This is a genomic window from Microbacterium sp. NPDC090003, assembly GCF_044748385.1.
Classification (GTDB): domain Bacteria; phylum Actinomycetota; class Actinomycetes; order Actinomycetales; family Microbacteriaceae; genus Microbacterium.
Map to the genome: position 1 here is coordinate 2,553,426 of NZ_JBIVFW010000001.1, position 11,938 is coordinate 2,565,363.

At 70.2% G+C, this 11,938-nt stretch carries 14 protein-coding genes; 9 read left to right on the forward strand and 5 right to left on the reverse strand.

Annotated elements, in window-relative coordinates; translation table 11 throughout:
- Positions 1–2: 2 nt before the first annotated feature.
- A complete protein-coding gene (locus ACIPVN_RS12305; RefSeq protein WP_400443086.1) occupies positions 3–443 on the reverse strand; it encodes a MarR family winged helix-turn-helix transcriptional regulator in 441 nt (146 codons plus the stop codon).
- Here ACIPVN_RS12305 and ACIPVN_RS12310 point away from each other — a divergent pair.
- From ACIPVN_RS12310 to ACIPVN_RS12330, 5 genes are all read left to right on the forward strand, one after another.
- On the forward strand, positions 423–602 hold the full coding sequence (locus tag ACIPVN_RS12310; protein ID WP_400443087.1) for a hypothetical protein: 180 nt from the start codon (positions 423–425) through the stop codon (positions 600–602). The genes ACIPVN_RS12305 and ACIPVN_RS12310 overlap by 21 nt on opposite strands.
- 483 nt (positions 603–1,085) lie before the next feature.
- Positions 1,086–2,588, forward strand: a complete 1,503-nt coding sequence (locus ACIPVN_RS12315) for a CoA-acylating methylmalonate-semialdehyde dehydrogenase (protein WP_400443088.1) — start codon at positions 1,086–1,088, stop codon at positions 2,586–2,588.
- A 62-nt stretch (positions 2,589–2,650) separates the two neighbouring features.
- Complete coding sequence (locus ACIPVN_RS12320) at positions 2,651–3,838, forward strand: acyl-CoA dehydrogenase family protein (RefSeq protein WP_400443090.1); 1,188 nt, start codon at positions 2,651–2,653, stop codon at positions 3,836–3,838.
- Complete coding sequence (gene mmsB, locus ACIPVN_RS12325) at positions 3,835–4,716, forward strand: 3-hydroxyisobutyrate dehydrogenase (RefSeq protein WP_400443092.1); 882 nt, start codon at positions 3,835–3,837, stop codon at positions 4,714–4,716. Before ACIPVN_RS12320 ends, mmsB begins: the two co-directional genes overlap by 4 nt.
- Positions 4,717–4,755: 39 nt before the next feature.
- Positions 4,756–5,532 carry an enoyl-CoA hydratase-related protein gene (locus ACIPVN_RS12330; RefSeq protein ID WP_400443094.1) on the forward strand — a complete coding sequence of 259 codons (777 nt, stop codon included), beginning with the start codon at positions 4,756–4,758 and terminating at the stop codon, positions 5,530–5,532.
- A gap of 14 nt (positions 5,533–5,546) precedes the next feature.
- Here the strand turns inward: ACIPVN_RS12330 and ACIPVN_RS12335 are convergent, their stop codons facing one another.
- Genes ACIPVN_RS12335 through ACIPVN_RS12345 form a run of 3 tightly spaced genes read right to left on the reverse strand, consistent with a single transcriptional unit; the run spans position 5,547 to position 7,001 of the window.
- Complete coding sequence (locus ACIPVN_RS12335; RefSeq protein WP_400443096.1) at positions 5,547–5,990, reverse strand: YdeI/OmpD-associated family protein; 444 nt, start codon at positions 5,988–5,990, stop codon at positions 5,547–5,549.
- A 20-nt stretch (positions 5,991–6,010) separates the two neighbouring features.
- Positions 6,011–6,463 carry an SRPBCC family protein gene (locus tag ACIPVN_RS12340; protein WP_400443098.1) on the reverse strand — a complete coding sequence of 151 codons (453 nt, stop codon included), beginning with the start codon at positions 6,461–6,463 and terminating at the stop codon, positions 6,011–6,013.
- Position 6,464: 1 nt separating this feature from the next.
- A complete protein-coding gene (locus tag ACIPVN_RS12345) occupies positions 6,465–7,001 on the reverse strand; it encodes a MarR family winged helix-turn-helix transcriptional regulator (protein WP_400443100.1) in 537 nt (178 codons plus the stop codon).
- A 122-nt stretch (positions 7,002–7,123) separates the two neighbouring features.
- Here ACIPVN_RS12345 and ACIPVN_RS12350 point away from each other — a divergent pair, with 122 nt between their 5' ends.
- From ACIPVN_RS12350 to ACIPVN_RS12360, 3 genes are all read left to right on the forward strand, one after another.
- Positions 7,124–7,900: an electron transfer flavoprotein subunit beta/FixA family protein gene (locus ACIPVN_RS12350; RefSeq protein ID WP_400443102.1), complete on the forward strand. Its 777-nt coding sequence runs from the start codon at positions 7,124–7,126 to the stop codon at positions 7,898–7,900.
- Position 7,901: 1 nt separating this feature from the next.
- Entirely contained in the window at positions 7,902–8,870 is a 969-nt protein-coding gene (locus ACIPVN_RS12355; RefSeq protein ID WP_400443103.1) for an electron transfer flavoprotein subunit alpha/FixB family protein, read from the forward strand.
- Between the two features lie 368 nt (positions 8,871–9,238).
- Positions 9,239–10,591 carry a cytochrome b/b6 domain-containing protein gene (locus ACIPVN_RS12360; RefSeq protein ID WP_400443105.1) on the forward strand — a complete coding sequence of 451 codons (1,353 nt, stop codon included), beginning with the start codon at positions 9,239–9,241 and terminating at the stop codon, positions 10,589–10,591.
- Positions 10,592–10,640: 49 nt separating this feature from the next.
- Here ACIPVN_RS12360 and ACIPVN_RS12365 read toward each other — a convergent pair whose 3' ends face one another.
- Positions 10,641–11,147: a GNAT family N-acetyltransferase gene (locus ACIPVN_RS12365; protein WP_400443107.1), complete on the reverse strand. Its 507-nt coding sequence runs from the start codon at positions 11,145–11,147 to the stop codon at positions 10,641–10,643.
- A gap of 131 nt (positions 11,148–11,278) precedes the next feature.
- On the opposite strand from ACIPVN_RS12365, the gene ACIPVN_RS12370 reads away from it, so the two are divergent.
- Positions 11,279–11,839, forward strand: a complete 561-nt coding sequence (locus ACIPVN_RS12370; RefSeq protein WP_400443109.1) for an acyl-CoA thioesterase — start codon at positions 11,279–11,281, stop codon at positions 11,837–11,839.
- The last annotated feature ends 99 nt before the right edge of the window (positions 11,840–11,938 follow it).

The following is an 11,938-nucleotide window of genomic DNA, read 5'->3' on the forward strand; positions in this document are numbered from 1 at the left end:
GGCTAGTCGGCCGTCTTGCGGCGGCGGGGCGCGGCCGATCGCGGCGGGATCCGGCGCATGTGCTCGCGCACCTTCTCGAGCGGTGCGGTGAGCGAGCGGACGTCGTCGGCGTCGAGCGGCGCGAGGAACAGCCGTCGCAGCTCGCCGATGTGCCCGGGGAAGACCGCCGAGAGCACGGCCCGCCCGGCATCGGTGATCGTCAGGGTCACGCCGCGCTCATCGTCGGGCGACGGGGCGCGCGTCACCAGGCCTCTCTTCTCGAGCAGCCCGGCCTGGTGGGTGAGGCCGCTGCGGCTGAGCACGATGCCGTCGGCCAGCGCGGTCATGCGTGCGCTGCCGTTCGGCGAGTCCCCGAGAGTCGCGAGCAACTGGAACTGGACGTAGCTGAGGTCTCCGGTCTCCTTCAGCTGCTGTTCGACAGCATGACGCAGAAGGCTGCTCACCTCGATCAGGGCGAAGTACGCGCCGAGTTCGGCGGGGTCGAGGGGGCGCTCCAGGTGGTGGCCTCGCGTCGCGTGGGGCTCGACGGAGTCGCAGCGGTGCACGCGGCGGCGGCGGCCGGCACCTTGCGTGGCAAGGTCGTCGTCGTCCCGAGTGCCTGAGGGCGGCCATGACTCAGGATGAATCCGCCGGATCGGGGGTGAAGCGGGTCCGAATCGGCCGATCGATGCCGTTGTTCCTGAGTTGGGTACAGCGGACGCGGACGCTAACGCTCTTGCAGACGGAGAAGACCCCCGCCGACCCGATTCGGCGGGGGTCCGGGAGCGCTCGGCGCCCCGTGGCGCGGAAACCTGTGACTTCCCGATCCGGTCTGAGTCTTCCGCGCACCTGCAGTTGTAGTTCGCCGAGGTGACCGGCGGGTGAACGCCGCCTCAACATCCTCAACATCCTCAACGCCCTCAACACCCGGATGCCGCGCCGACCGGTGCGAAATGTCGATTCTGAGGCTCGATACCCGGCATTTCTGACCGATCGGTGCGCTTTTCGGAGAGGGTGGGCGCGAGATAGATGGATGCCCTAGTAAATACATGGGCGCCGAAGTAAACTTGCGATGTGCCAAAGACGGCACGAAGGGACGTCGCACAATGACTCGTACCATCCCGCATCTCGTGGGCGGATCGCACCTCACCCCGGCCGACGGGCGCTTCGCCGATGTCTTCGATCCCAGTACGGGCGCCGTGCAGGCCCGGGTGCCGCTCGCCTCTGCCGACGAGGTGCGCGCGGTGATCGCGAATGCCGAAGAGGCCCAGGCGGAGTGGGCCGCCACGAACCCGCAGAAGCGCGCTCGCGTGCTGCTGCGGTTCCTCGATCTGGTGCAGCGCGAGATGCAGTCTCTCGCCGAGCTGCTCGCGAGCGAGCACGGCAAGTCCGTCGACGACGCCAAGGGCGACATCCAGCGCGGGCTCGAGGTCATCGAGTTCTCGGCCGGAGCCCCGCACCTGCTCAAGGGCGAGTACTCGACGGGGGCCGGCGCGGGCATCGACGTGTACTCGATGCGCCAGCCGCTCGGTGTGGTCGCCGCGATCACCCCGTTCAACTTCCCCGCGATGATCCCGCTCTGGAAAGCGGGGCCGGCGCTCGCCGCAGGCAATGCCGTCGTGCTCAAGCCCAGCGAGCGCGACCCCTCGGTGCCGGTGCGCCTCGCCGAGCTGTTCCTCGAAGCGGGGCTGCCCGCCGGCGTGCTCAACGTCGTGCACGGCGACAAGGAGGCGGTCGACACGCTGCTCGCCGACGACCGCATCCGTGCCGTCGGCTTCGTCGGCTCCACGCCGATCGCCGAGTACATCTACTCCACGGCAGCGGCGCACGGCAAGCGCGCGCAGTGCTTCGGCGGCGCGAAGAACCACATGATCGTGATGCCCGACGCCGACCTCGATCAGGCGGTCGACGCGCTGATCGGCTCGGGATACGGATCGGCCGGTGAGCGGTGCATGGCCATCTCGGTGGCGGTTCCGGTCGGACAGCAGACGGCGGATGCTCTCGCCGCCAAGCTCCTCGAACGCGTCGCGCACCTGCGGGTCGGCCCCTCGCTGGCGCCCGATGTCGACTACGGCCCGCTCGTCACCCGCGCCGCGGTGGAGCGGGTCGAGGGATACATCCGGCAGGGCATCGACGAGGGCGCGACACTGCTCGCCGACGGCCGCGGATTCACCGTCGCGGGTCACGAGGAGGGTTTCTACCTCGGACCGACGCTGTTCGACCACGTCACGACCGACATGGCGATCTACCGTGAGGAGGTCTTCGGGCCGGTGCTCGTGATCGCCCGCGCCGCCGACTACGAAGAGGCGCTGCGCATGGCCTCGGAACACGAGTACGGCAACGGCGTCGCGATCTTCACGCGCGACGGCGACGCCGCCCGCGACTTCGCCGCCCGGGTGGAGGTGGGCATGGTCGGGGTGAACGTGCCGATCCCCGTGCCCATCGCGTACTACACGTTCGGCGGCTGGAAGCGCAGCGGATTCGGCGACCTCAACCAGCACGGCGCCGACGCCTTCCGCTTCTACACGAAGACCAAGACGGTGACGAGCCGGTGGCCCGCGGCGGGCATCCGCGACGGCGCCAGCTTCGTCATCCCCACCATGCACTGACCACATCTTTTGCGGTTCCTGACCCTGTCGAAGGGCAGGAACCCAGGATCAAGGAGTCGACGATGACCATGACCGACGTGACCACCCCTCTCACCGCCGACGAGCGCGACGCGATCCTCGAGGCGGTGCGCGACTTCACCGAGACCGAACTCGCCCCGCACGCGCTCGAGCGCGACGAGCAGCACCTCTTCCCCCGCGCGTCACTGGGCCGCGCCGGCGAGCTGGGCCTCGGCGGCATCTACGTGCGGGAGCAGTCCGGCGGCACGGGGCTCAGCCGCTCCGACACGGTCGCGATCTTCGAGGAGCTCGCGCAGGGCGACCCCGCGGTCGCGGCGTACATCTCGATCCACAACATGGTGGCGTGGATGATCGACACCTACGGCACCGACGCGCAGATCGCCCGGTGGATGCCGGACCTCACCGCCATGGCCGAGTTCGGCGGCTATTGCCTCACCGAGCCGGGTGCCGGGTCGGATGCCGCGAACATCACCACGAGCGCGGTGCGCGACGGTGACGACTACGTGCTCACCGGCGTGAAGCAGTTCATCTCCGGCGCGGGCGAGGCCGCGGTGTACGTCGTGATGGCGCGCACCGGCGGCCCGGGCGCGAGCGGCATCTCGGCCTTCCTGGTCCCCGGCGACGCCGAGGGGCTCGGCTTCGGCGCCCTCGAGAGGAAGATGGGCTGGCACGCCCAGCCCACGCGCCAGGTGATCTTCGACGGGGTGCGGGTACCGGCATCCGCTCTGCTCGGCGAGGAGGGTCGCGGCTTCGCGATCGCGATGTCGGCGCTCAACGGCGGCCGTCTCAACATCGCGGCCTGCTCGCTGGGCGGGGCGCAGTGGGCGCTCGATCGGGCCGTGCAGTATGTGCACGAGCGGGTCGCCTTCGGCGAGCCGCTCGCCGAGAAGCAGTCGATCCTGTTCCAGATCGCCGACATGCGCACCGAGCTGCAGGCCGCTCGCCTCATGGTGCGCGACGGTGCGGCGGCGGTCGACGCGAAGGCGCCGGACGCGACGATGCGCTGCGCGATGGCCAAGCGCTTCGCGACCGACGCCGGCTTCGACGTCGCCAACCGCGCGCTCCAGCTGCACGGCGGCTACGGCTACCTGCAGGACTACGGCATCGAGAAGGTCGTGCGCGACCTGCGGGTGCACCAGATCCTCGAGGGCACGAACGAGATCATGCGCCTCATCGTCGGGCGCGAGATGCTGCGGCCCTCGGGCTCCGCCTCGATGCGGAGCGCATCATGACGAGCATCGCCTTCCTCGGTCTCGGCCACATGGGGTTGCCGATGGCGGTCAACCTCGTGAAGGCGGGGCACGAGGTGCGCGGCTTCGACCCCGTGCCGGCAGCAGTGGAGGCGGCGCGGGCCGCCGGCATCCCGATCGCGGCCGACGGGGCGGATGCCGCAGCCGATGCGGATGCCGTCATCACGATGTTCCCCGCCGGGAAGCACGTGCTCGACGCGTACCGCGGCGGTCTGCTCGCGGCGGCCCGGCCCGGCACGCTGTTCATCGAATCGTCGACGATCGCGGTCGACGAGGCGCGCGCCGCACACGCTCTCGCGCTCGCCGCGGGGCACCGCAACGTCGACGCTCCCGTCTCGGGCGGGGTCGTGGGGGCCGAGAACGGCACGCTCGCGTTCATGGTGGGCGGCAGCGACGAGGACTTCGCCGCGGCCCTTCCGCTGCTCGAGGCGATGGGCAAGCGGATCGTGCACTGCGGCGGCCCCGGGCTCGGCCAGGCGGCGAAGGTGTGCAACAACATGGTGCTCGCCGTGTCGCAGATCGCCGTCGCCGAGGCGTTCGTGCTGGGGGAGCGGTTGGGGCTCGAGCACCAGGCGCTGTTCGACGTGGTGTCGCAGGCATCCGGTCAGTGCTGGTCGATCACGACCAACTGTCCCGTGCCGGGTCCGGTGCCGACGAGCCCCGCGAACCGCGACTATCGGCCGGGCTTCGCCGGCGCCCTCATGGCCAAGGATCTCGGGCTCGCGCTCCAGGCGATCGAGCAGACCTCGACCGATGCGCGCATGGGTCGGCTCGCCCAGCAGCTCTACGCCGCCTACGCCGCGGGCGACGGCGCCGGCCGCGACTTCTCCGGCATCATCACCGACATCCGCGAGCGGTAGACGAGAGACTGGGAGACGACGACGCGACGAAGGAGAGAGATGACCGAGTACGAGACGATCCTGGTCGAGCAGCGCGGACGCGTGGGGTGGATCACCCTGAACCGCCCGCAGGCCCTGAACGCGCTGAACGGCCGGGTGTCGGAGGAGGTCACGGCCGCGGCGCTCGCGCTCGACGCCGACGAGGGCGTGGGGGCGATCGTGGTCACCGGCTCCGAGAAGGCCTTCGCCGCGGGCGCCGACATCAAGGAGATGGAGGGCATGTCGTCGGCGGAGATGCTCGCCACCGACCACTTCGGCGCGTGGAACGACTTCGCCGCCGTGCGTACCCCGGTGATCGCCGCGGTCGCGGGTTTCGCGCTGGGCGGCGGATGCGAGCTGGCGATGATGTGCGACATCATCCTCGCCGCCGACACCGCGAAGTTCGGGCAGCCCGAGATCAACCTCGGCGTGATCCCCGGCATGGGCGGAACGCAGCGGCTCATCCGCGCGGTCGGCTACTACAAGGCCGCCGAGCTCGTGCTCTCGGGCCGGATCATCGGCGCCGAGGAAGCCGAACGCATCGGTCTCGTCTCGCGGGTGGTGCCGGCATCCGATCTGCTCGCCGAGGCGACGACGCTCGCCGAGACGATCTCGTCGAAGTCGCTGCCCTCGCTCTACGCGGCGAAGGCGGCTCTCGACACCGCTATGGAGACCAGCCTCGCCGACGGCCTCGCGCACGAGAAGCAGGCGTTCGCGCTGCTGTTCGACACCGAGGATCAGAAGGAGGGCATGTCGGCGTTCCGTGAGAAGCGGCAGCCCGACTTCCGCAACAGATGATCCCCGTCTGCGCGTCAGCCCCGCAGCGCCTCGACGATCTTGGCGAGGCGACGCTCGCGCGTGGCCTCCTGCTTGGCTTCGGCGACGGAACGCGCGTACTCCTTGCGGGCGGAGTAGGCGAGGGCATCGAACGCGGCGCGCAGCGCGGGGTCGGCGTCGAGCGCCGCGGTGAGTTCGGCGGGCTCGTCGACCGTTCGCTCGGCGGCGTCCAGCCGGATCACGGCGTCGACTTCCTGATCGATCTCGACGCCCAGCTCTGCGCGCACGGCCTTGCTGAAGCCGATCATGTTCTGCCCGCCCATGCGTGCGAGGCGCAGGCGGGCGGTGCGGTCGCCGATCGTGACGGCGACGGGAAAAGCCTTGCCCGCACCGAAGGACTGAACCTGCTCGTCGGTGAGGATGATCGCGGCGGCCGGACCCCGACCGACGAGGACGGTGCGGATGCGCAGTTCGCTCATGCCCAGAGGATACGCCGCACTCAGCGGTGTTCGAGCTCCGCCACGAGTGTGCGGTTCCTCTCGGCGATCACGCCGCGCATGTACTCGCACAGGAACAGTCGGTCGACCAGGCGTCCGATCGGCCCGAAGGGCGAGCGGAACGTCACGACATCGCGCATGAGCGTGCCCCGCGGATGCTGCGTGAACGAGTGCACGTGCAGGAACGATCCGAACGGGCCCGAGATCTGCCGATCGCGGAACCCGCGTGGGGGATCGAGGTCGAACACCCGAGACCGCAGCCGGAACGGGATGCCGAAGTGCCGTGCCCGCCACGTGACCGTCGACCCGTCGGTGAACACCCCGCCGGCGGGGGCTTCGACCATCGTCTCGCCGTGTGCCGACATGGATCGCACGTGCAGTTCGGGATCGAGGGACGCCGCGAACACCGCGTCGACGGGAGCCGCGATCACGGTCTCGAGCACGAGCTGCGCCATGTCAGAGGGGCTCCGGCGTGGGGCGCGGGTCGGTGAAGTCGCCGGCATCCTTGCGCAGGCGTGCGACGATCGCCACGAGCTCTGCTGCGTCGTCGCGGTCGACACCGGGAGACGCGAACACGTCGGCGTTGAGCGCGGCGGTGGCCCGCTCGACCAGGTCGCGACCGGCCACGGTGAGCGCGAGCAGGGCGGCGCGGCCGTCGTGCGGGTGAGGTTCACGCACGATCAGCCCGTCGCGCACGAGGCGCTCGGCGGTGCTGGTCACCGTCGTCGCGTGCACCTGCAGACGGGCGACGACGCTCGACAGGGGCAGACGTCCCTCGCGGCTGAACGCGAGCAGCCGCAGCACTTCGTAGCGGGCGAAGCTCAGTTCGAAGGGTTTGAGGGCCTGATCGACACGGGCGAGCAGCAGCTGCTGGGCCCGCATGACCGAGGTCACGACGGCCATGCCGTCGGCGGCATCCGTCCATCCGTGCGCGAGCCACTGCCGCTTCGCTTCGGCGAGCGGATCCACGGGCAGGGGGCGGGGTCGGACCACGCCTCTACGGTACTCGGCGCGCGCGTCGTGGAGCGGATGCCGTCAGGGCTGGTTCTCAGTTTCATCGAGACTGAGACGCAGTGCCGCAGGGATAGAATCGTCAGAGTCGTGAGGAGCAATCGATGAAGATCTTCGTCCTGGTCAAAGAGGTGCCCGACACCTACGGAGACCGCAAGCTGAACCTGGAGACCGGACTGGCCGATCGGGCCGCCGGAGACGTGGTGCTCGACGAGATCACCGAGCGCGCCCTCGAGGTCGCCCTGAGTCACGCCGATGCGAGCGAGGGAGTCGAGGTCGTCGCCGTCTCGATGGCCCCGGAGGGGTCGACCGCCACGGTGCGGCGCGCGCTGGCGATCGGTGCGGCATCCGCGGTGCACATCGCCGACGAGCAGCTCGTCGGCGCCGACCTCGGGCTCACCGCCGAGGTGCTCGCCGCCGCGATCCGCCGTGGCGCCCCCGACCTGGTGATCTGCGGCAACCTGTCGACCGACGGTTCGGGCGGGGTGATCCCCGCGATGCTCGCCGAGCACCTCGGCTGGGCGCAGGCGACCGCGCTCACGGCGGTCGAGATCGGGGCGGATGCCGTCACCGGAACCCGTGCGACCGACTTCGGGTCGCAGACGGTGACCGCCGCCCTCCCGGCCGTGATCTCGATCACCGAGGCGCTGCCGGATGCCCGCTTCCCGAACTTCAAGGGCATCATGGCCGCGAAGAAGAAGCCGGTCGAGGTCCTCTCGCTCGCCGACCTCGACGTCTCTGCCGATCCCTCCGCGGCCCCGCGCACCATCATGACCGCGGTCGCCGAGAAGCCCCCGCGCGCGGCGGGCGTCAAGATCACCGACGAGGGCGATGCCGCCCAGCAACTCGTCGACTACCTCGTGCAGAACAGGCTGGTGTGACATGGGCTACCCCGAGAACCCGATCCTCGTGCTCGTCGACGTCGACCCCGCCGGCGCTCCGGCGAGCAGCACCGCTGCACTGATCGGTGCCGCGTCGACGATCGGCGCGCCCGTCGCCCTCATCGTGGGCGGCTCGTCCGATGCCGCCGCTCAGGTCGCAGCGCTCGGAGCATCCGTCGTGCTGACCGCCGACGCGGATGCCGCGGTGCTCACCGTGCCCGGGGTCGACGCCCTGCAGGCCGCCTTCGACCGGGTGCGGCCGGATGCCGTGCTCGTGTCGAACTCGATCGCCGGTCGCGACGCCGCGGCCCGCCTCGCGGTGCGCGCACGGCTCGCTCTGTGCGTCGACGCCGTCGGTGTCTCGCGCGACGACGAGGGGGTGGTCGCGCACCACTCCGTCTACGGCGGTGCCTACCTCGTCGATGCGGCGCCGACCTCCGGCGCGCCCGTCATCACGATGCGTCAGGGAGCGGTGGACACCCGGGCCGAGGCCGTCGCATCGCCCGCGGTCGAGGAGCTCGACGTCGCCGGTTCGGGGGCCGCCGCGGCATCCGTCGGCCCGATCGAAACCGTGGAGCAGGCCTCGTCGCGACCCGAACTGCGCGGGGCGACCCGGGTCGTCTCGGGCGGGCGCGGACTCGCCTCGAAGGAGAAGTTCGTGCTCGTCGAGCAGCTCGCCGATGCCCTCGGTGCGGCCGTCGGAGCCTCGCGCGCCGCCGTCGACGCGGGGTACGTCCCGCAGTCGTACCAGGTGGGTCAGACGGGTGTCTCGGTGTCGCCGCAGCTGTACGTCGCGCTCGGGATCTCGGGCGCGATCCAGCACCGTGCCGGAATGCAGACCTCGAAGACCATCGTCGCGATCAACAAAGACGGCGAGGCGCCGATCTTCGACGTCGCCGACTTCGGCATCGTCGGCGACCTGTTCACGATCGTGCCGCAGGTGATCGCCGCCCTCGAGGCCCGGAAGTAGGGGAGCCGATGGTCTCCGAGGCTCAGGACGGGCGGATGCTGCGCCGCGGTCTGCCGCGCACGCCGGGTGGCGAGCCGTGGCCGCCGGCGGGACCTTCGTCTCGTCGCTCCGAGGTTCCGGAGCGAGCGAAGCCAGACGAAGGGCCTCTCACGGGAGTCGCCGAGCCCGGCTGGGTCGCTGAGCCCGGCCTGGTCGCTGAGCCCGGATGGGGCGCCGAGCCCGACTGGGTCGCTGAGCCTGTCGAAGCGCCCATCCGCGAGGCAGCATCCGGCATCCGTCGCGGTCTGCCGCGCGTCCCGGGGGGCGAGCCGTGGCCTCCGGCAGGGGTTTCTGCGGGGCGGGGCCCTTCGACGGGCTCAGGGACCCAGGTGTCGGAGCCCGCCGCCGAGCAGAGCGTGGTCGCTGAGGAGAAGCGGGTCGCTGAGCCCGTCGAAGCGTCCGCCCACGAGACAGCATCCGGCATCCGCCGCGGACTCCCGCGCACGCCGGGCGGAGAGCCTTGGCCGCCCGCCGGGGTTCTTGCGCGGCGCGGCCCGTCGACAGGCTCAGGGACCCAGGTGTCGGAGCCTGCCGCTGAGCAGAGCGTGGCCGCAGAGCAGAGCGTGGCCGCTGAGCAGAGCGTGGCCGTAGAGCAGAGCGTGGCCGCTGAGCAGAGCGTGGCCGCCGAGCAGAGCATGGTCGCGGAGCAGGAGTGGGTCGCTGAGCCTGTCGAAGCGTCCCCCCACAAGGCACTCGTCGTCACCACGACCGCGCCGCCCCGCCCTCCCACGGCTTGGAACGGAACCGCCCCGCGCCGCATCACGAGCCCGGCCGCGGCATCCGCTCGTCCCCGCCCGACCTGGACGCAGGGAATCGCCGTGCTGTTCGGCGCGGCGGCTCTCGGCGTGCTGGCGGCGGCCGCGGTCGCCCTCGTACGCGCGCTGCTGAGCCTGCCGTTCATGCAGGACTTCCTCGCGACGTTCCCCGGCGAGTACACCTCGCCGATCGCCGTCGAACCGGGCTTCGCACCGTGGGTCAACTGGGCGCACTTCTTCAACGCGTTCCTGATCGTGCTCATCATCCGCTCGGGTCTGCGCGTGCGCACCGAGAAGCGGCCGACCGTGTTCTGGGCGCCGCGGGGGAATCCCAAGGGCAAGATCAGCCTGGCGCTGTGGTTCCATCAGGCGCTCGACATCCTGTGGCTCGTGAACGGCGTCGTGTTCGTGGTGCTGTTGATCGTCACCGGGCACTGGGTGCGGATCGTCCCGACGAGCTGGGAGGTGTTCCCGAACGCACTGTCGGCGGCGCTGCAGTACGTCTCGTTCGACTGGCCGCACGAGAACGGCTGGAACAACTACAACAGCCTGCAGCAGCTCGCCTACTTCGCGACCGTTTTCATCGCGGCCCCGCTGGCGGCTATCACCGGATTCCGGATGTCGGGGCTGTGGCCCAAGAAGGCCGAGAAGCTCTCGAAGGCGTACCCGGTGGAGTGGGCGCGCGCGCTGCACTTCCCGGTCATGCTGTACTTCGTGGCGTTCATCATCGCGCACGTGGCGCTGGTGATGCTGACCGGGTTCCTGCGCAACCTCAACCACATGTACGCGTCTCAGGATGCCGTGACGTGGACCGGCTTCTGGGTGTTCGTCGTGTCGCTCGTGGTGATCGCGGGTGCGTGGGTGGCAGCTCGCCCCCTGGTGCTCGCGCCGATCGCGAAGGTCTTCGGCAACGTGTCCGGGCGCTGAGCGGCTCGCGGGGTCGGTAGCGAGGCCCCGCGGACCCGATGCGGATGCCTCAGCGGGTGAAGCGCACCTCGGTCAGCGTCTCGCCGAGGAACGGCTCCGTGTGGCTGGCGCCGTCGAGCGTGAAGCCGTTGCGCTGATAGAAGCGGTGCGCGCGGGGGTTGTCCTCCGCGACCCAGAGGTAGAGCGGGGCGTCCTTCTCGACGGTCGCGTCGAAGAGCTTCTGACCGATGCCGGTGGAGTGGTATGCGTCGAGCAGGTAGATGAAGTACAGCTCGCGCAGCGCCGGGGCGTCCTTGTCGCGGGCGGGACCGGAACCGGCGAAACCGACGATCTCGCCGTCGACGAGGGCGGCGCTCATCGTGAAGTCGGGGCCCTGCGAGGCCCAGTGAGTCCACAGCTCGGCCATGCGGCGCGGCGACACCTTCTCGAGCGCTGCCTTGCTGATCAGGTGGTCGTAGGTCTCGTGCCAGCACTGGGCGTGCACGCGACCGAGGGCTTCCGCGTCCACATCACGGACCGGACGGACGATGACTTCGGGCTGGGCTTCGGCGCTCATGGTCGTGACTCTACGCGCGGCATCCGCTATCCGGAAATCGAGCGGATGCCGTCGATGACCGCCCGCGAGGGCATGGAGGATCTCGACAACGATCTTCGCGGATCGTGCGTGGATGAATACGATCATTCCTCGTGAACGTGATCTGGCGCACCCTCCTGGTGATCTTCCGTGCCCGCTCCCGCGTGCGGCGGGGCAAGACCCTCGACGCGACGGCGGTGGGCAGCATCCGTCTGACGACGCTGCCCACCGACCTCGACATCCTGCGCCACATGAACAATGGCCGGTACCTGTCGCTCTTCGATCTCGGGCGGTGGGACCTGCTGATCCGTTCCGGGCTGTTCGACGCCATGAAGGAGAACGGCTGGTACGCCGTGGTGTCGAGCGAGACGATCACGTTCCGTCGCTCGCTCGTGCCGTGGAAGCGGTTCGAGGTGCAGTCGCGGTTCATCGGGCACGACGACAAGGCGCTGTTCCTCGAGCATCGAGCGGTCGTGAAGGGCCAGATCTACGCCCGGGCGATCATCCGGGCGCGGATGCTGCGCCGCACCGGCGGCACGGTCGCCAACGAGGAGCTGTTCGCCGCCGTCGGCAAGCCCGAGGGTGTGCCCGAGATCGATGCCTGGGTGCACGAGTGGGCTGCGGCATCCGCCCTGCCGCCCGTGCGTGCGGAGGCTCCGAGCGACTGGAGCTGACGGCCTTCCTGTTTCGAGCTTTCCCCTGTTCCCGGCGCATATCGGTACGCCTGGCACAACTTCGGAGTTTCGCCTCGACACGCCGTCATGACGCGGCCT